Source organism: Salinibacterium sp. PAMC 21357 (genome assembly GCF_000247645.1).
Taxonomy (GTDB): domain Bacteria; phylum Actinomycetota; class Actinomycetes; order Actinomycetales; family Microbacteriaceae; genus Rhodoglobus.
In genome coordinates, this window is sequence record NZ_AHWA01000004.1 from 398,754 (window position 1) to 415,669 (window position 16,916).

Genomic DNA, 16,916 nt, shown 5'->3' on the forward strand with positions numbered 1-16,916 from the left:
GCGCTAGCTTGCGCCAACCCTACGCCGATCTCCATCTTGCTCGTTGAGCGATGCTCGGTAGGCTAGATGCAAGCAATTGGAGGCTCCCATGTTTGATTTTCCGTGGTGGATCATCGGAATTCTCGCGTTCGCCGCCTACGTCGCCCTGATCGCGGTAGCGCTCACGCAGGTCTTCAATTCCACAATGCCGACCAATTCCAAGCTGCTCTGGCTGATCGTGATTCTGGTCGCGCCATTTATAGGGTCCCTAATTTGGTTCGCCGTCGGGAGAAACTCGGCGCTACTCTAGGCCCAGCCCAAGGTCCCCTCTGGGCCCAGCCCAAGAGCCCCTCTGGGCCCTGATCTAAACGATGAACCCTTCGGGCGCAGAGCCCAATAGGTCGCGCGTCGACACGATGTGGGCAAACTCACCGTGCAAGTTCACGCCGGTGATACGGGAAAGCTCGTCGGCGGTCACCTCTTCGCCGTACGGCCCGACGCGATCGAAGGTGTGGGTGGCATCCAGCACAAATTTCACGTCGTAGCCGAGATTGCCGCCTACTCGTGCCGTGGTTTCGCAGCAGTGGTTGGTGGTGATGCCACAGATTACGATCGAATTGATTGCGGACGCTCGAAGCCACGTATCGAGATCAGGGCTGCCATGAAAGCTCGAGTTCACGGATTTCGACACCAATAGCTCCGGAGTGCCAGACAGCACATCTTTGAATTGATTGCCGTCAGCGCTCGGATATAGCGGCGATGCTGGGTCTACGGAATCGTGCCGCACATAGACGATGGGCCAGCCTTCGCGTCGCCAGTGGCCAACCAGCATCCCGATGTTGGATTCGCAGGCGGGGTTGTTGCGGGCGCCCCAATACTCGGAATCGTCGAAGCCTTGTTGAACATCCACCACGATCAGTGCTGTTGTCATGACGGCCTCCTTGCCGTTGCCGTCGCTACCGAACTAGCCGACGCTTACCCCGAATAGTAGCCCGAGGAGGTAAGTCGCGGCAGCGGCGCCATAACCGATGGCGAGTTGCCGCAGCGCCCGCTTCAGTGGTGAGGCACCAGAGAGCAGACCCACGATGGCTCCCGTAATCAGTAGGGCAACGCCCACGAGGGCTGACGCAATGAACACCGCAGTGAGGCCTTCAGCACCAAACAGGTAAGGCAGCACGGGAATCACTGCGCCAGAGGCGAAGAACATGAAACTTGAGGCGGATGCTCCGACCGCTGAGCCGATGGGGTTATGGGCAATGGTGGCGGCCTGTGGTTGCGCGTCGCGCCCCGACAACACTTCGGCGGCTTGTAGCTCGGCATCTTCGCTGCTCATTCCGCGAGCGCGGTAGACGAGGGCCAATTCATTTTCGTTGACGTCAAGGTGAGTAACCGAGTCGGTCGCGATAGGGCCGTGCGCTGCAGCATTCTCAAGTTCAAGCTGGGAGCGCACAGACACGTATTCGCCGGCAGCCATCGAGAGGGCACCCGCGAGGAGTCCGGCAACCCCAGAAAGCAAGACAACGGCGTTGGGCAGGCCTGCTGCGCTCATTCCGAGCACGAGGGCAAGGTTGGAGACGAGCCCATCGTTGGCTCCGAATACGGCGGCGCGGAACGTTCCCGAGAGTCGTTGACGGCCGCGCGTAGCGAGGGCGCGCACCACTTCCTCATGCACCGCTTCGTCGGCGGCCATCGTGTCGGTCGCGTCGGCGTCATCCAGATACGGCGAACGAGACTCAGCCCGTTGGGCGAGGGCGAGCACAAAGACGGAACCAAAGCGGCGGGCCAGGAAGCCGAGCAGCCGGGTGCGGGGGTCGGTGGCTAACGGGCGGCCAGCGTGCTCGCCGAGCAGTGTTAGCCAGTGATCCTCGTGGCGCTTCTCTGCCGTGGCGAGAGCCAAAAGGATCTCGCGCTCCTCGCCTGTGCGGCGGGAGGCCAGATCACGATAGACGGCGGCTTCAGCACGTTCGGCTGCGAGATAGCGTCGCCACCGTCGAATCTCACGGGCATCGGGGCTTGTCGTCACGCGGAGAACTCGACTCCCCACGATGCCGAGAATTCGATACCCGGCTCGAGCCAGAGCAGGCCGCGGCCGGTGTTGAACGCGTTGGGTGCTGCCGTCATCGGTTCGATGGCGACAACCTGACCGATGCCGGTGAGGGTCGGAAAGTTGCGGGGCGTGAACAGCTGAACGAAGTCGAACTTGTCATCCATAGTGACGCGAATTTCGCGACCGTCTGACGCGGTGAGGCGGGCAGCAACACCGTCGACAACCTCAATACCGCCGAACGCCGTGTCGAGATCGAGCTCTCCGACGAGGCGACCACCACTGAGATCGAACCCGGTGCCGGAAACAGCGACCTCATTGGTCGGGATGTTGCGCTCATTCGATTCGAAGCGGGTGGCGGCGGTCATCGTGAGAGTCAGCTCCGCAATGGGAGTGTCGCCGATCTTGAAGAAAGGGTGCGCTCCGAGCGCGTAGGGGGCTGCGGCATCCGAAAGATTGGTGGCGGTGTGGCTGACGCGCAGGCCGCCCTCGACGAGTTCGTAGCGCACCGTGGTGTGCAGGTGAAACGGGTAGCCATGCTGCGGGAAAACCGTCGCGCCGAGCGTGACCGAGCTTTCGGTCCGTTCGATGAGCGAGTAGCCCGTGTTGCGAGCAAACCGTGGATGGCGTTGTTGCGATCGCGTTCGGTGATGTCGAGGTGTTGCGGTTCACCTTCGAGCATCCAGATGCCGTCTTCGATGCGGTTGGGCCACGGCACCAACACGATGCCGTCGGCAAAGGGTGGCATCGCCGATTCGGCGTACGATTCGACTAGATCAACGCCACCAATGCTGAATTCCCGCAATGAAGCAGCGAGCTCGGTGATCGTTGCCCGAGCCTCGCCCTGTTCGGTGGCTCGAGTAATGATGTACTGGGTTCCGGTAGGCACGCTCACCGCAATAGCTTACCGGCGCAGAGCACTGAAGAAAGAAGCAGCCATGTCAGACATTCGCGATGATGTACTCACCGACTTCGAGGCCGTGTTCGGTCACCCTGCTGCCGGCGTCTGGTCTGCCCCCGGCCGCCTCACCCTTCTGGGCACCGCAAAGAGCCCTGACACGGATGCCGAACTCGCGATTGCGATCAACCGCCGCACCGTTCTTGCCGCTGGCCCCCGCCCCGATCGCAGCGTGCGCATTGCTAGTGCTCTCGTTGACGAGCTCGTCACGGTAGAGCTTGATGAGCTTGCCACCGCCACGAGCGCAACCGGGTGGAGCCGTATTGCGCTCAACATTGTGCAAGAAGTGATGGCGACATCCGCTAATCAGAACGAACTCAGTGGGTTCGAAGTGTTCATTGACACGACGGTGCCGGTCGGCGCCGGGCTGGGTTCGTCATCGGCGCTCGAAGCCGCCTTAGCTTTGGCTTTGACCGATCTGTGGAGCCTGGGGGATCACATCGCCCTGTTGCCCGAACACCCCGATGTTGCCGCGTGCGTCTTCGCCCTCGATGACCATGCTCTGGTGCGCTTAGAGGGCGAGAGCCGCCCCGAGCCGCTCCCTCTTGACTGGCAGACTGCCGGGCTCGAACTGCTTGTCATCGATACGGATGCCCCGACCGCCGACGCCCTCGAGACGGCAATTGCGGATGACGAAGTGCGCCGCACGCTGCACACTATTACCGAAAATCAGCGGGTTCGTGACGCAGCGCTCGCCATTCGCGACGAAACTCCGCGCCTTCTTGGCGCTCTGCTCGATGCGTCACACGCCAGCCTGCGCGACGAGTACGGCATCTCTACGACAGAAATCGACCTTGCGGTAGAGACGGCAATGAGCGCCGGCGCTTTGGGGGCGCGGATGCTCGGCCGACCGTTCAGCGGAGTTGCTGTCGCCCTCGTTGACACCGACACATCATCCCGGGTGCGGGTAGCGCTCGATGGAGCTTTCGCCGAGCACGCGATGGGGCAACCCACCGTGGAGGCGTTCTCGCCCTCCCAGGGTGCCTTGCGCGATCGCTAGCTCGCCAGCTCGCCAGCTCACTAGCTGTTGATTTTTAGCACTACGGCGATTGCCAGCGCGATCGCAACTACCGTGCCAGCCCAGACCCACACTTGGGCCCACGGAAAGCGACGCTTGCGCGGGGTACGCGGGGTGACGCGTTGCGGCTGCGGTGGCCTCGGCGGCCGCTCTTCGGTCATCGCTACAGCCGTTCGGCCGCGTCGACGACGTTCTTGACGAGCATCGCGCGGGTCATCGGGCCAACACCACCGGGCATCGGCGAGAGGAATCCGGCCACTTCGGCAACGCCGGGGTCGACATCGCCTACGAGTCGGCCCTTGCCTGTTTCTTCGTTGATGACGCGGGTGATTCCGACGTCGAGCACTGCGGCGCCCGGCTTGATCCACTCGGGGCGAATGAGCCCGGCCGAGCCGACAGCAGCAATCACGATGTCGCCTTGGCGAACGTGGTTTTCGAGCTGGGTCGTACGCGAGTGAGTGAGGGTGACTGTGGCATCCAGCCCTTTACGCGTGAGCACTAGCCCAAGGGGCCGCCCGACGGTGAGCCCACGGCCAACAACCACAACATGCTTGCCGGAGATCGGAACGTTGTAGCGCTCGAGCATTTCGACGATTCCGGCCGGGGTGCACGGCAGCGGCGAATCGAGCTGCGTGCCGACGCCGAGCACGAGGCGACCGAGGTTGGTGGGGTGCAGTCCATCGGCGTCTTTGGCCGGGTCCATGAGTTCGAGCATCGCGTTCTCGTCGAGTCCGGCCGGCAGCGGCAACTGAATGATGTAGCCGGTGACGGCAGGGTTTTCGTTCAGGGCAATGATGGCTTCCCGAACTTCATCGGAGGATGCGGTAGCCGGAAGATCGACGCGAATAGATTCGATGCCCACTTCGGCACAGTCGCGGTGCTTGCCCGCAACGTAGGAACGGGATCCGGGGTCGTCGCCGACCAACAGGGTGCCAAGGCCAGGCGTGATGCCGCGAGCCCTGAGTGCGTCGACGCGAAGACGCAGTTCGTTCTTCACCGCGGTTGCCGTGGCAACACCATCAAGTTTCACTGCGGTCATCGTTTTCCGTTCCGATCGGGCCAGGGCGCTACTTGGCCAGCTACAACTGCCCTGTCTATTAAACGCTAAAGAGCCCGCCGCTGTGTTCACGCAGCTCGAATCAAGCGCTCCGAATGCTAGAGCGCGGTAACGACAGTGCGGGCAGCGAGCTGACGGGCGAGTTCAGCATCGAACGTGGCCGCTCCCGGAACAGCAGCATTGGCGGATGCCGCCCCCGAGGCCACGGCGAGCGCGGTCGCCAGCGACTGGCCCTGTGTCAACGCTACGAGCACTCCCGCGAGGTAGCTGTCACCACTGCCCACGGGGAAGAGGCCGGGCGCAGCATCGAGTTGAGCCCTCCATATTCCCGTCTCGTCGATACCGAAAGAGCCAGCGGCACCGTCGGTCACGATGACGGTACCGCCCGTTCGTGCTCGCAATCCGGCGGCGAGAACCCCAGCGCTGTCATCACGGCCGAGCAGTTCGGCGACCTCGTGGCGATTCACTTTCACTAGAGCTGGGCGCAGTTCATCCGCGAGTATTCCCAACATCGGCCCATGGGTGTCGATAGCGATAGCGTCGCCCCGGGCTGATCGCTGGGCAAGAGCTTCGCGAAGGTGCGTGGTGTCGATGCCCGCAGGGATACTTCCCGAGAGGACAGTCCAGCCCCCCGCTGGCACCGCGGCGAGTGTTGTAAAGATCCGCTCCTGTTCGTCGGCCGTCAGCACGGGGGCCGGCTCATAAAACTCGGTGAGCCCTACCCCGTCAATGGCCGTCACGCAACTGCGAGTGAGTCCGTGTACTGCCACAGTGCTGACCGTCACACCTTCGGCCGTTGCGAGCTCAGCCACGAGGGCACCGGTCTGGCCGCCCACCGGCATCACGACATGGGCATCCGTTCTCAGGCGTCGAGCGGCCCGGGCCACGTTGAGCCCTTTACCGCCGGCGGAGCGCAGAACGGTGCTCGGGCGATGTATTGCTCCGACCCTCACCTCATCGACCAGATAGGTGACGTCGAGGGCCGGACTCAGGAGCACTACCGTGATCATTCGAGGTATTCCGTCAGCAGCTCTCGGGTTGCTTGCGCCCCAGTGCCGCCTGATGCCCTCGTTGACAGCGAGCCCGCGACTGCAGCCCAGCGAACGCGGGTGGCTTCGTCTGTTACGCCGTGTGCGACGGCGGCGAGATAGCCAGCATCGAAACTGTCTCCGGCGCCGGTAGTGTCCACCACATCGAGGTGGATGCCCGGAGCCCGCACCGTCGTACCGTCGGGTGAGCGCGACCAACCGCCAGCAGCGCCATCCTTGACCACGACGCGGCAGGGAATCTCCCCCACTGCCGCGGTGATGGCATCGAGTTCGGCCCGGTTCGGCAGCAGCACATCAATCAGGGGAAGCACTTCGCCCAATCCCGCCCACTCGTTGGCCGGATCCCAATTCGTGTCAAGACTGGTGCGAATCCCCCGCCCTTTTAACTTCGCCAACAACGTGGGGAGTCCCGCCGTGAATTCCGGCATGAGAAAGGGCGAGGCGAAATGAACCCAGCGCGCCTGAGAAGACTCAACGGCGGCTAGCACCTGTTCACTCGTGAGCAGCGGTACCGTTCCGGGAAGAGTGAGGATGGCACGGTCATCCGCTGTCGACAGGATCACCGAGATGCCGGTCGGAACCTGCGGGTCGACCTGCAGTGCGGAGACATCGACTTTGGCCGCGACGAGCGCATCGCGCATCACCCGACCGAATTCATCGTCTCCAATCACAGCGACGACCGCGGTGGGCACCCCGAGCCGCGCGAGGCCGGACGCCATGATGCAGGCACTTCCCCCGAGCACGAGGTTGGCGTGCTCCAGCAGCTGCTCGACCTGCCCAAATCGTGGCACGACATCGCCGCGCACGACGAGATCAACGTTGGCGTCGCCGACGACGAGCACCGGGTACTGAGCGATCATCCGCGCAATCCTGTCATGGTCATAGTTTGAATGAACTGTTTCTGAGCGAACAAGAAGAACAAGATGAGCGGCATCGTCGCGACGACGTTCGCCGCCATCAGCAGACTCCACTGGGTGCGGCGCGTCCCTTGGAAGTTGGCAATGCCCAGCTGGAGAGTGAATGCGTTGTCATTGTTGATCGCAATGAGCGGCCACACCAGGTCGTTCCACGATCCGAGCAGAGTGAAAATGGCGAGCGTCGCGAGCGCCGGCTTAGCGAGGGGAAGAATAATGCGAATGAATATTTGCCAGCGCGTAGCGCCATCGATCCGACCCGCTTCTTCAAGCTCGCGAGGAAGCGACATGAAGAACTGGCGCATCAAAAACACCCCGAACGCGGTAGCAAGCCACGGCACAATGGCGGCTCCAAGCCCGTCGACGAGACCTAAGCGCGAGAACAGCACGTAGGTAGGGATCATGAGCAGTTGGGTGGGAATCATGATGGTGCCCAGAATGGCGAAGATTCCGAAATTTCTGCCCCGGAAGGTCAGTCGCGCAAAACCGTAGCCGGCCAATGAACAAAATACGAGGTGAGACGCGATCGCCGTGACCGAGACGATAGTGCTGTTGAGCAACCAGAGCATGATGTCGGTGTTCTGAAAGAGCGCGATAAACCCGGTGAAGTCGATCCGGGAGGGGATAAAGGGCGGCGGGTAGCTCACCAGCTCCTTGGCCGGAGATACGGATGCCATAAACATCTGGATGAAAGGCAAGAGAAAGAGCAGCGCGATTGGCGCGAGCACAAAATGCCAGCCACTCATCCGGCGTCGGCGCGGGGCTCGAGAACGAGTGACGGGGGTGATGGTTTTCTGCTCAGCCACGTTCACGGAGGGGGGCGAGTCAACTGTGGTCATCAGAATGCATCCTGTCCTCGGCGACGCGAATACAACACGACTCCGATGGTGATAACGAGAGTGAGGGCGAAGAGGGCGTAGGCCACAGCCGAGCCGTAGCCAAAGTCGAGACGGCGGAACGCTTGCTCCCAGAGGTAGTAAACGATCGTCTTGGTGGCGTCCAGCGGGCCGCCTCGCGTGGTCGTGTACACGAGGTCGAAAAGCTGGATCGCCCCGATGGTCTGCCAGATGGTGACAAAAATCGTGACGGGACGCAGCGAGGGCCACACCACGTTCCAAAAGGATTGCCACGGGTTGGCTCCATCGAGCCGAGAGGCTTCCAGAAGTTCGCCAGATACGTCTTGCAGCGCGGCGAGATAGATCACAGTCGTAAACGCTGCTTGGCCCCACAGCGACATGAGCGCGATGACGAACATCGCTTGGGTCTGGTCTTCGAGCCACCCCTGAGCAGGAAGCCCCAGAACACGCAGCACATTGTTGACCAAACCAAATTGGGGGTTGAAAAGGTAGGTAGAGAGAATTCCGGTCGCTGCCGCTGAGGCGACGAACGGAACGAAAATGGCCGTTCGATACAACCCGATGAAGCGAATTTTACGGTTGAGCGCTACCGCAAGGAAGAGGCCGGCCAATACTGACATCGGCACGAACAGTGCTGTGTAGACGCCGGTGTGCATCACAGCTGCCGCGAAGTCCTCGTCTGTGAGAAGGGCCGAATAATTATCGACACCGACATATTCGGGTTCGCTGAAGCCGTTCCAGTCCTGAAGTGACAGGATGAATGACCAGACAGCGGGAAAGAACGATAGCCCCAGTATTAAAACCGACGCCGGTGCGACGAACAGCCAACCGCTCAGGTTGTCGCCGACACGACGACGAGACCGTTGCGCGCGCTGCACACCGTGCGATCGGATGGGCGGCTTCTGCAACGATCTCGTCGTCATGATTTCCCTTACCCCGGCTGACTACTGAAGTGAATCGTTAGCTTCGGCTGCCGCTTCTTCAAGCGCAGTCTTCGGCTCGCCCTTACCCTGAAGGACTTCGGAAATGGCGTTGCCGATCGACTCGGACAATCCGACGTAACCGGCGATTGTCGGGCGAGCTTGACGCGCGTTGTCATTGTTCGCGGCCATCACATCGAGACCGGGGTACGCTGCGACCTGCTCGGCAAATGCTTCGGACTCAATCTCTGACGAACGAATCGGCAGGTTACCGAGGGCGACGTTCCAGCGTTCATCCTGCTCCGCTGAGGTCAGCCAGTTAGTGAATTCGAATGTCCAGTACTCACGGTTCTTGTCATCATGGTCGAACAACGCCCAGATATCCGGCCCGGACACTGTCTGGTGATCACCATCTCGACCGGGGAGCTGAACTACGCCGTAGTCGGTTCCTGCCACCGTGAGGTCGTACAGCTGCCACGGACCCGAGGTCATCATTCCGATGCGGTCACTTGCAAAGAGTTGCGCGAACTTGGTGTCAGTTTGGTCGAGGTAGATGCTCTTGTCGTCGATGGCCATGTCACGCAACAGAGTGAGGGCCCGAACGCCCGCGTCGGAATCGAAAGCAGCAAGTCCATCATCGTCAAGGATGTCTCCGCCCTCTTGCCACAGGTGTGGCCAGAACTGCCAAGTGGTTTCTTCTGAGCCTGACACCGAGTAGGCGTAGCCGTAGGTGTCGGTCGCCGGGTCTGTCATTTGGGCTGCAGCGTCACGGAAGTCGTCCCACGACCAGTCGTCTGTCGGGTAGGCAACGCCAGCGGCATCGAAGACGGTCTTGTTATAGATGAGAGAGAGGTGATCGACGATCGCCGGGAACCCAATTGTTTTATCCCCGGTTGGCTGCGTTGTTTGGCGCGCTGACTCCGAAAACTCGTCCCACTTGACGTCGGGATCCGCCACTTGTTCGGTGATGTCAAGAGTGCGCCCGGAGCTTTCAAGTTGGCTAGCCCACGCCCCAAATGAGTAGGAAATGTCGGGGTAACTGTTGCCGGCAAAACCGGCAGAAAGCTTCTGCAGCAGTTCCTCAGTCGACGAGGATCCGGGAGAGACGTCGATCGTCACATTGGGGTGATCTGCTTCGAACTCGGCCGCGAGGGCCTCGAGGGTCTTTTGGGCATCATCCGTTTGGCCAGTCCACCACGTCAGAGTGACATCTGCTTCGGGGTCAAGGGTTGTCGCGCCTTGACTAGCGCCACACCCCGCAAGCACAAGGGCGGCCGTGGCAGTGACCGCGATACTCGCTAAGCGCCGCGATGCTGAAGAAGAGGGTTGTCTCATTGTTTACTCCTGGATCAATTGTGCGGGTGGGATGGTGGCGTGAAGCAGCCTCAGGGGCTAGCTAGCTGAGGATGATCGAGCGCGTGAGATGACGTGGGGTGTCGGGGTTCAGGCCCCGCGCTTCGGCAAGCTCCACAGCAAGGCGCTGCGCTTGAACGAGTTCGACCAGAGGGTCGTGAGAGCCGAGAAGCACTGTCGCGCCTGTTGCCCGAATCTGCTGGGCGAGTGCCTCATCTGCTGCCCCAAACATCCACACAAGCGACCCTTCGTGGGCCACAGCCAACGGGCCGTGCCGGTAGTCGAGAAGCGGGTACGACTCTGACCACGCTTGCGCTGCTTCGCGAATCTTCAGTGCCGCCTCTTGGGCGAGCCCGTAGCTCCAATCGGTGCCGAGGTAGACGAAGTGATCGAAGTCGCTCGCGTTGACGGGAAGAGGTTCGGCGAGCGCTGCATCGAGCTTGTCGCTGAGATCGTCAACGTCGAGGCCGAACGCGGCGCGGGCGAGAAAGAGCAAAGTGGTCGGGAATCGTGTTTGTACGACAGATTCTTCATCCGCGTAGTCGAGCAGAAGAACGTCGTCAGCCAGCAGCGCAGCCGGAGAATCAGCGACGCCGGTAATGACGACGGTGCGCACTCCCTCAGGAACAGCGCCCAGAGCGTCGATCACTTCGCTGGTAGTACCCGACCGAGTGATGGCGATTACGCGGTCGTAGTCGCGCCAGACCCGCAGTTCGGAGGCATAGTTGGCGTCAGTCTCACCGAGGGCGGCGCTCTCGCGCAGCCAGGCAAAAGACTCAGCGACGAAGGCGGATGTTCCGCACCCGATCACGAGCACTCGCTCACCAGGAGCGGCAAGAAATTCTCGGGCAGTATCGGCCTGTGTGAGAGCCGTGCGCCACATTGACGGCTGGGTAGTGATTTCAGTCGCAGTGATCGACATTCGCTTTCTCCGTTTTTTTAACTTGCTGCGGGATTCCCCCTGGTCGCAAGGTGTGGTGCAATAGTGGCCTCAAAGTGATCGTTTGACAAGAAAACTGCCCAACATGATCACTTTCACTGATCGTTTTACCAAAGGAGCTCCAATGTCCGCCCATCTTCGAGATCAACTTCGCCGCCTTCCTCTCGCAGATTGGCATCCGCGAACCCAACTTTCGGCCCCCACCACGACCGTCGATCAGGCCGCCTTACCCGCCATAGACGTGCACAATCACTTGGGCCGCTGGCTGAGCGATGGCGAGTGGATGATCCCGGATGTCGCCGCTCTGGTCTCCCTCATGGACAGCACTAACGTGCAGACCATCGTGAATCTCGACGGGCTTTGGGCCGATGAAGTAACCGCCAACGTCGAGCGATACGACAACGCCTACCCGGGCCGCTTTCTCACCTTCTGCCAACTCGAATGGGCTCTGCTCGCAGAACCTGACGGCGTCGACCGCTTACGCGCCTCACTTGATGACAGCGCACGGCGAGGCGCTCGTGGGCTCAAGATCTGGAAAGACCTAGGGCTCACCATTCATGACGCTGACGGGAGCCTCATCCTGCCCGACGACCCCCGAGTGATCGACGTTGTTACGCACGCCGGCGAGCTGGCCCTGCCGGTGCTTATTCACACCGCGGACCCCCGAGCCTTCTTCGAGCCACTCGACGCCCACAACGAGCGACTCGACGAATTGCTCGAAGCCGAGGATTGGTGGTTCGGAGACACCGCTGTGCACCCCACCTTCGATCGGTTGCTTGACGCCCATGCCACGCTGGTGAGCGGCTGCCCCAGCACGACCTTCATCGGCGCTCACGCCGGCTGCGCCGCCGAGGATCTCGATCGTGTCGAACGCCTATTGGATGCGTGTTCGAACTACACGATCGATATTGGCGGACGAATGGCAGAGCTCGGGAGACAGCCACGGCGCTTCGCCGCATTGCTCGCCCGACACCCCGATCGCGTCTTGTTCGGCACCGACATCTACCCGATCACGGTCGAGCAGTATCGGTTGCACTTCCGCTTTCTCGAGACAGCTGACGAGGCCTTCGAGTACGCGCCGGGCGATCCGGTACCACCCCAGGGACGATGGACGGTGTCGGCGCTCGCGCTCGGCGGGGACATCCTGCAGGCTGTGTATCGCGACAACGCACGCCGCGTGCTCGGCCTATGAGCTAGGCGGCGCAGCCCGGTCGCTAACACCAGAGCAGGCGGCAGGGGGTAGTCCTCGGGCGCGCCCCCCGGCCTCCCCGTCTCGTTTCGTGCTTGTCAGTTTCAGACGACAGAGCACAAGTGCGCGACGAGATTCGTTACTTGCGTGCTGCCGAGCGCCGTAAATTTTCGGGGATCGACAGCATCCGGCATTCGAGCAAGCTCCGCGCGCAACGCTGCGGTGGCCGTGAGGTTGAGCACCGTGCCGATATTGACCTTGCGGATGCCCGCCTCGACCGCTCGCCGCAGCTCGTCATCGGCCACCCCTGATGACCCGTGAAGCACGAGCGGAACCGGAAGCAATCCGGCGATCGTGCGAATGAGGTCGATGTCGAGCGCCGCCGTGCGCTCCGTCATGGCGTGGGAGCTGCCTACCGCGACGGCCAGACCGTCGACGTTGGTCGCTGCGACGAACTCCTGCGCCTCGAGGGCGTCAGTGCGCACTCCCGGCGCGTGGGCGCCATCCTTGCCACCAATCTCACCGAGTTCAGCCTCAACCCACCACCCCAGAGCATGGGCGTGGTCCGCGACGGATGCCGTGAACGCGACGTTCGCTGAATACTCAAGCTTCGAGGCATCCACCATGAGAGATCGCACGCCCAAGCCGGAGCCCACCTCTAGCGCATGCTCGATGAGTTCGGCGCTCTCGAAATGGTCGAGGTGGATGCCGATCGGCACCGAAGACGCATCGGCAATCTCGCGGCAGGCGGCGAGCAACGGCTCCATCTGTCGATGAAAGTGCACCGCGTTCTCGCTGATTTGCAGCAGCACCCCAATGCCCGCGTTCTCAGCGCCCGCAACGATCGCCTCGGCCTGTTCTAGGGTGATGACGTTAAACGCTGGCACGGCGAGTTTGCCCTCGACGGCCGCCGCGACGAGTTCGCCGGCAGAAGACAGAGTCATGGCAGAATCAGCTCCGTCTGCCCGCCAAGCGACACCGGCAAAACGGCCGCGTGTGCTTCGGTCATCTCGTCGCAGAGAGCCCAGATTTGCTCGGGGGTGAGCGTCGAGATCGCGTTCGGGTCGGCGAGCAGTGCTTGGCGAACTCGATCAGAATTGCCCGTGAGTGCCGCTTCAATCGTGAGCTCGGCGACCGAGAGGTAACTGCGGTTGAGCGCCGCACCCTGGGTCGGAATCGCTCCGACAACATGGGGTGTGATTCCCGAACTGTCGACAGTTGCCGGCACCTCGACGATCGCTCCCTCGGGGAGGTTGGAAATCAATCCGCGATTGACCACGTTCACGTGCACAATTCGCTCGGCACCCGTCACGATCGAATGGATGATTTGGGGCGCATATTCAGCGGCCCCCTCTTCGAGTTCCAGATCGTCGCCCGCGGCGAGCGCCTTCTGAGCTCGTGCAAAGTCTGCGACGTTCTCTTCACTGATGCCGAGGTACTCAAGCGGCTGCAGCCGGAACTGCGCATTTGTTCGTCGGAGCGCAAGAACCACGAGAGGTACTCGGACGAGTGCTCGCTCGTTTCCGTGGGGTAATAACCTATGCGGCGGAACATCTCCACGCGCACCCGATTAAGCAGTTCAGGGTCAGCGTCAATCGCGGCACGCAGGCGTGGGTACAGGTCCTCACCGTCGAGCGACCACTCGTACAGCCACGCTTGGTGATTCACCCCAGCAGCGCGGTAGTGAGTGTCATCGAGCTTCACACCGATGAGGTCGCAGAGGTCGCTGACGGTCCAGTAGACGCTGTGGCAAAGTCCGGCAACCTTGAGGTCGGGGGCAACAACACTCAGCCACCATACGTTCATCGCCATCGGGTTCGTGTAGTTCAGGAACCACGCATCCGGGCAGAGCTCGAGCATGTCTGCGGCGATGGCGGAGAGCAGCGGGAACGTCCGCAGCGCGCGGAAGACGCCGCCAATACCGGTCGTGTCACCGATCGTTTGACGGAGTCCGTGCTTGGCCGGGATTTCGAGGTCGGTGCGGGTGGAGTCGATACCGCCGACCTGCACCATGTTGATGACGAAGTCTGCTCCGGTGAGCGCTTCGCGGCGATCGAGGGTGGACACCACGGTGACCGCACGGGCAAGTTGCGTCGAGAGCTTCGAGGCCGTTTCGGCAGCAACGCGCAGGCGTTCTGCGTCAATGTCGTGCAGCACGAGAGTGAGCTGAGGAAGGTCGTCGAAGCGCAAGAGGTCCGCAATGAGCTGGCGGGAAAATACGACGCTTCCGGCACCGATAAAGACAATGTGGGTCATGGATCGATCTTTACGTACACTGAGTGAATCGCGCAAGATAATGAGCGTAATGACCGCAAAACGATCATTATGGGTGAGCGAATTCGACTACAGGATGGATAATGGGTGGCATGGTCATCGACAACACGACACGTCACGCCGCATCCACTAAGCGCTCTACGCGCATGATCGCCATCCTCGATCTGCTCTCAGAGCGTGGGTCAGTGTCGCTGAGTGAGTTCGCAGAGACACTCTCGATCTCACCGGCCACCGTGCGGCGCGACCTTGCCGAGCTCGAATACCAACAGCTCTTGGTGCGCACCCATGGCGGCGCAACCGTCATCGAGGCCCGGCACGAGCTCCCCGTCACCTTTCGCGATTCCCAGTCGCAGGATGCCAAGAAAGCGATCGCCACTCGCATGGCGGCCCTGGTTCCCACCGGGCGGCACGCGGTCGCGTTAAGCGGCGGGTCAACTACGGCCTACGTCGCGCGCGCTCTCTCCACCCACCCTGAACTCACGATCGTGACCAACTCGCTCACGATCGCTGGGCTCGTCACGTCGTATCCGCAGCTCAAAGTCGTGATGACCGGTGGGCTTCTTCGCCCGCAGTCCCTCGAGCTTGTCGGGGTTCTCGCAGAGAACACGTTCAACGCTATTAACGTCGGCACCGCCATCCTCGGCACCGACGGCATCTCCGCTGAAGGCGGTGTCACCACTCACGATGAGACCGAAGCGCGCACGAACAACGCCATGGTGACGCACGCCCAGCGCACCGTGGTGGTGGCCGACGGTTCAAAGATCGGCCGCCTCGCCCTAGCGCGCGTCGCCGAGATCTCGAGTGTGCACACCCTCATCACCGACGCCACTGCCGACCCCGAGGAATTGGACCGCATCCGGGCGGCCGGTGTCGAGGTGCACATCATTTAACGACAAAACCCCCGCCACCGTGGTGACACGGTGACGAGGTCTTTGGCTTTACGCTGTTTCAGCCCGGTCGGGGGTTCTTTAGGCCCAGCTACCGGGGCTTTCGAGACCTTCATAAAGCGGGAAGGCATCGGCGAGCGCGCGGGCGCGAACCTGCAACGCGGCGAGATCTGCACCGGGCTTGAGGGTTTCGGCGATGATGTCGGCTACCTCGGTGAATTCGGCGTCACCGAATCCGCGGGTGGCGAGAGCTGGCGTTCCGATGCGGAGACCCGAGGTCACCATCGGCGGGCGCGGGTCGGCCGGAACGGCGTTGCGGTTGACCGTGATGTCGACGGAATGCAGCAGGTCTTCGGCTTCTTGGCCGTTGAGTTCTGACTTGCGCAGGTCAACGAGCACGAGGTGCACGTCGGTGCCTCCCGTGAGCACGTCGATGCCGAGGTCCGTCATGTCGTCGCGAACTAGGCGCTCAGCAAGGAGACGGGCTCCGCGAAGGGTGCGCTCCTGGCGGTCCTTGAACTCAGGAGTTGCCGCAAGCATGAATGCGGTCGCCTTGGCGGCAATCACGTGCATGAGGGGCCCACCCTGCTGACCGGGGAACACGTTGGAGTTGATCTTCTTGGCGATATCAACGTTGTTGGTGAGGATGAAGCCCGAACGTGGTCCACCGATTGTCTTGTGCACTGTCGACGAGACGACATCCGCAAAAGGCACCGGGTTGGGGTGCAGTCCGGCGGCAACGAGACCAGCGAAGTGAGCCATGTCTACCCAGAGAACGGCACCAACCTCATCCGCGATCGAACGGAATTCGGCGAAGTCGAGCTGACGCGAGTATGCCGACCAACCGGCGATGATGACGTGCGGCTGAACCTCGATGGCCTTGGCACGAACATCGGCCATGTCGAGAACGCCGGTCTCTTCGTTCACACCATAAGCGTGAGCTTCGTAGAGCTTGCCCGAGAAGTTGAGGCGCATACCGTGCGTGAGGTGCCCACCGTGGTCGAGCGAGAGGCCCAGGATGCGGTCGCCGGGCTTAGCGATCGCCGAGAGCACTGCAGCGTTAGCTGATGCCCCCGAGTGCGGCTGAACGTTCGCGAACGCAGAACCGAACAGGCTCTTGGCGCGGTCGATGGCGAGTTTTTCGGCGATATCCACAAATTCGCAACCGCCGTAGTAGCGGCGCCCCGGATAGCCCTCTGCATATTTGTTGGTGAGAACCGAGCCCTGTGCCTCGAGAACGGCGCGAGGAACGAAGTTCTCGCTCGCGATCATCTCGAGAGTATTGCGCTGGCGACCGAGCTCTTGAGCGAGCACTGCAGCGATCTCGGGGTCTACCTCAGAGAGAGGCGAAAGGAATGTTGACACAGATGAGCTCCTTGCGACATGGGTGGATAGGTCAAATCTACCCGGTGCTGGTCAACGTCGCGAGAACCTGCAAGAATTAGTCCTAGTTAGTTAGGATCCCTGACAAACCCTT

Annotated in this window: 20 protein-coding genes; 5 read left to right on the forward strand and 15 right to left on the reverse strand. The window is 61.7% G+C overall.

Going from position 1 to position 16,916, the window contains the following annotated elements:
* Positions 1–88 precede the first annotated feature (88 nt).
* Positions 89–289, forward strand: coding sequence for a PLDc N-terminal domain-containing protein (locus tag ON14_RS05220; RefSeq protein ID WP_010203642.1), 201 nt, complete (start codon positions 89–91; stop codon positions 287–289).
* A gap of 54 nt (positions 290–343) precedes the next feature.
* On the opposite strand, the gene ON14_RS05225 is transcribed toward ON14_RS05220, so the two are convergent.
* From ON14_RS05225 to ON14_RS05235, 3 genes are read right to left on the reverse strand one after another with little or no spacing between them, the layout of a single operon-like run.
* Positions 344–910 carry a cysteine hydrolase family protein gene (locus ON14_RS05225; protein ID WP_010203644.1) on the reverse strand — a complete coding sequence of 189 codons (567 nt, stop codon included), beginning with the start codon at positions 908–910 and terminating at the stop codon, positions 344–346.
* Positions 911–943: 33 nt separating this feature from the next.
* Positions 944–2,002 carry a VIT1/CCC1 transporter family protein gene (locus tag ON14_RS05230; RefSeq protein ID WP_010203646.1) on the reverse strand — a complete coding sequence of 353 codons (1,059 nt, stop codon included), beginning with the start codon at positions 2,000–2,002 and terminating at the stop codon, positions 944–946.
* Positions 1,999–2,613: an aldose epimerase family protein gene (locus ON14_RS05235; RefSeq protein WP_237719709.1), complete on the reverse strand. Its 615-nt coding sequence runs from the start codon at positions 2,611–2,613 to the stop codon at positions 1,999–2,001. Before ON14_RS05235 ends, ON14_RS05230 begins: the two co-directional genes overlap by 4 nt.
* Before the next feature lie 29 nt (positions 2,614–2,642).
* On the opposite strand from ON14_RS05235, the gene ON14_RS16380 reads away from it, so the two are divergent.
* Together ON14_RS16380 and ON14_RS05240 are read left to right on the forward strand one after the other, a co-directional pair.
* The gene (locus ON14_RS16380) at positions 2,643–2,798 is read left to right on the forward strand and encodes a hypothetical protein (protein WP_337459752.1); all 156 of its coding nucleotides are present in this window, start codon (positions 2,643–2,645) and stop codon (positions 2,796–2,798) included.
* Positions 2,799–2,961: 163 nt separating this feature from the next.
* Positions 2,962–3,981, forward strand: a complete 1,020-nt coding sequence (locus ON14_RS05240) for a galactokinase (protein WP_026037537.1) — start codon at positions 2,962–2,964, stop codon at positions 3,979–3,981.
* Positions 3,982–4,001: 20 nt separating this feature from the next.
* On the opposite strand, the gene ON14_RS15805 is transcribed toward ON14_RS05240, so the two are convergent.
* The 8 genes from ON14_RS15805 to ON14_RS05275 all read right to left on the reverse strand — a co-directional run bounded on the left by ON14_RS15805 (position 4,002) and on the right by ON14_RS05275 (position 11,071).
* Complete coding sequence (locus ON14_RS15805) at positions 4,002–4,160, reverse strand: hypothetical protein (protein WP_158000074.1); 159 nt, start codon at positions 4,158–4,160, stop codon at positions 4,002–4,004.
* Between the two features lie 2 nt (positions 4,161–4,162).
* On the reverse strand, positions 4,163–5,038 hold the full coding sequence (locus ON14_RS05245; RefSeq protein WP_010203651.1) for a bifunctional methylenetetrahydrofolate dehydrogenase/methenyltetrahydrofolate cyclohydrolase: 876 nt from the start codon (positions 5,036–5,038) through the stop codon (positions 4,163–4,165).
* A 116-nt stretch (positions 5,039–5,154) separates the two neighbouring features.
* The gene (locus ON14_RS15130; protein WP_010203653.1) at positions 5,155–6,066 is read right to left on the reverse strand and encodes a 1-phosphofructokinase family hexose kinase; all 912 of its coding nucleotides are present in this window, start codon (positions 6,064–6,066) and stop codon (positions 5,155–5,157) included.
* A complete protein-coding gene (locus tag ON14_RS05255) occupies positions 6,063–6,965 on the reverse strand; it encodes a carbohydrate kinase family protein (protein WP_010203656.1) in 903 nt (300 codons plus the stop codon). Before ON14_RS05255 ends, ON14_RS15130 begins: the two co-directional genes overlap by 4 nt.
* Positions 6,962–7,858 (reverse strand): carbohydrate ABC transporter permease, encoded by an 897-nt coding sequence (locus ON14_RS05260; RefSeq protein ID WP_010203658.1) that lies wholly within the window; start codon positions 7,856–7,858, stop codon positions 6,962–6,964. The genes ON14_RS05255 and ON14_RS05260 overlap by 4 nt, the downstream gene beginning before the upstream one ends.
* Positions 7,858–8,799: a carbohydrate ABC transporter permease gene (locus ON14_RS05265; protein WP_010203659.1), complete on the reverse strand. Its 942-nt coding sequence runs from the start codon at positions 8,797–8,799 to the stop codon at positions 7,858–7,860. The genes ON14_RS05260 and ON14_RS05265 overlap by 1 nt, the downstream gene beginning before the upstream one ends.
* A gap of 21 nt (positions 8,800–8,820) precedes the next feature.
* On the reverse strand, positions 8,821–10,131 hold the full coding sequence (locus ON14_RS05270) for an ABC transporter substrate-binding protein (RefSeq protein WP_010203660.1): 1,311 nt from the start codon (positions 10,129–10,131) through the stop codon (positions 8,821–8,823).
* 61 nt (positions 10,132–10,192) lie between these two features.
* Positions 10,193–11,071 carry an SIS domain-containing protein gene (locus ON14_RS05275; RefSeq protein ID WP_010203662.1) on the reverse strand — a complete coding sequence of 293 codons (879 nt, stop codon included), beginning with the start codon at positions 11,069–11,071 and terminating at the stop codon, positions 10,193–10,195.
* Positions 11,072–11,213: 142 nt separating this feature from the next.
* Between ON14_RS05275 and ON14_RS05280 the strand changes: the two genes are divergently transcribed.
* Positions 11,214–12,281, forward strand: a complete 1,068-nt coding sequence (locus tag ON14_RS05280; protein ID WP_010203663.1) for an amidohydrolase family protein — start codon at positions 11,214–11,216, stop codon at positions 12,279–12,281.
* Between the two features lie 101 nt (positions 12,282–12,382).
* On the opposite strand, the gene ON14_RS05285 is transcribed toward ON14_RS05280, so the two are convergent.
* From ON14_RS05285 to ON14_RS05290, 3 genes are read right to left on the reverse strand one after another with little or no spacing between them, the layout of a single operon-like run.
* On the reverse strand, positions 12,383–13,222 hold the full coding sequence (locus ON14_RS05285; RefSeq protein WP_010203664.1) for a class II fructose-bisphosphate aldolase: 840 nt from the start codon (positions 13,220–13,222) through the stop codon (positions 12,383–12,385).
* Complete coding sequence (locus tag ON14_RS16295) at positions 13,219–13,590, reverse strand: alpha-galactosidase (RefSeq protein ID WP_010203665.1); 372 nt, start codon at positions 13,588–13,590, stop codon at positions 13,219–13,221. The genes ON14_RS05285 and ON14_RS16295 overlap by 4 nt, the downstream gene beginning before the upstream one ends.
* Positions 13,587–14,534, reverse strand: coding sequence for a family 4 glycosyl hydrolase (locus tag ON14_RS05290; protein WP_010203666.1), 948 nt, complete (start codon positions 14,532–14,534; stop codon positions 13,587–13,589). The genes ON14_RS16295 and ON14_RS05290 overlap by 4 nt, the downstream gene beginning before the upstream one ends.
* Positions 14,535–14,635: 101 nt before the next feature.
* Between ON14_RS05290 and ON14_RS05295 the strand changes: the two genes are divergently transcribed.
* Positions 14,636–15,442, forward strand: a complete 807-nt coding sequence (locus ON14_RS05295; protein ID WP_010203667.1) for a DeoR/GlpR family DNA-binding transcription regulator — start codon at positions 14,636–14,638, stop codon at positions 15,440–15,442.
* 78 nt (positions 15,443–15,520) lie between these two features.
* Here ON14_RS05295 and glyA read toward each other — a convergent pair whose 3' ends face one another.
* Positions 15,521–16,804, reverse strand: coding sequence for a serine hydroxymethyltransferase (gene glyA, locus ON14_RS05300; protein ID WP_010203669.1), 1,284 nt, complete (start codon positions 16,802–16,804; stop codon positions 15,521–15,523).
* Positions 16,805–16,916 lie beyond the last annotated feature (112 nt).

What these genes read in the sequence shown, in the direction of transcription:
- ON14_RS05220 (WP_010203642.1), top strand. Translation starts at nt 89, where the DNA reads ATGTTTGATTTTCCGTGGTGGATCATCGGAATTCTCGCGTTCGCCGCC.
- ON14_RS05225 (WP_010203644.1), bottom strand. Translation starts at nt 910, where the DNA reads ATGACAACAGCACTGATCGTGGTGGATGTTCAACAAGGCTTCGACGAT.
- ON14_RS05240 (WP_026037537.1), top strand. Translation starts at nt 2,962, where the DNA reads ATGTCAGACATTCGCGATGATGTACTCACCGACTTCGAGGCCGTGTTC.
- ON14_RS15805 (WP_158000074.1), bottom strand. Translation starts at nt 4,160, where the DNA reads ATGACCGAAGAGCGGCCGCCGAGGCCACCGCAGCCGCAACGCGTCACC.
- ON14_RS05245 (WP_010203651.1), bottom strand. Translation starts at nt 5,038, where the DNA reads ATGACCGCAGTGAAACTTGATGGTGTTGCCACGGCAACCGCGGTGAAG.
- ON14_RS15130 (WP_010203653.1), bottom strand. Translation starts at nt 6,066, where the DNA reads ATGATCACGGTAGTGCTCCTGAGTCCGGCCCTCGACGTCACCTATCTG.
- ON14_RS05255 (WP_010203656.1), bottom strand. Translation starts at nt 6,965, where the DNA reads ATGATCGCTCAGTACCCGGTGCTCGTCGTCGGCGACGCCAACGTTGAT.
- ON14_RS05260 (WP_010203658.1), bottom strand. Translation starts at nt 7,858, where the DNA reads ATGACCACAGTTGACTCGCCCCCCTCCGTGAACGTGGCTGAGCAGAAA.
- ON14_RS05265 (WP_010203659.1), bottom strand. Translation starts at nt 8,799, where the DNA reads ATGACGACGAGATCGTTGCAGAAGCCGCCCATCCGATCGCACGGTGTG.
- ON14_RS05270 (WP_010203660.1), bottom strand. Translation starts at nt 10,131, where the DNA reads ATGAGACAACCCTCTTCTTCAGCATCGCGGCGCTTAGCGAGTATCGCG.
- ON14_RS05275 (WP_010203662.1), bottom strand. Translation starts at nt 11,071, where the DNA reads ATGTCGATCACTGCGACTGAAATCACTACCCAGCCGTCAATGTGGCGC.
- ON14_RS05280 (WP_010203663.1), top strand. Translation starts at nt 11,214, where the DNA reads ATGTCCGCCCATCTTCGAGATCAACTTCGCCGCCTTCCTCTCGCAGAT.
- ON14_RS05285 (WP_010203664.1), bottom strand. Translation starts at nt 13,222, where the DNA reads ATGACTCTGTCTTCTGCCGGCGAACTCGTCGCGGCGGCCGTCGAGGGC.
- ON14_RS05290 (WP_010203666.1), bottom strand. Translation starts at nt 14,534, where the DNA reads ATGACCCACATTGTCTTTATCGGTGCCGGAAGCGTCGTATTTTCCCGC.
- ON14_RS05295 (WP_010203667.1), top strand. Translation starts at nt 14,636, where the DNA reads ATGGGTGGCATGGTCATCGACAACACGACACGTCACGCCGCATCCACT.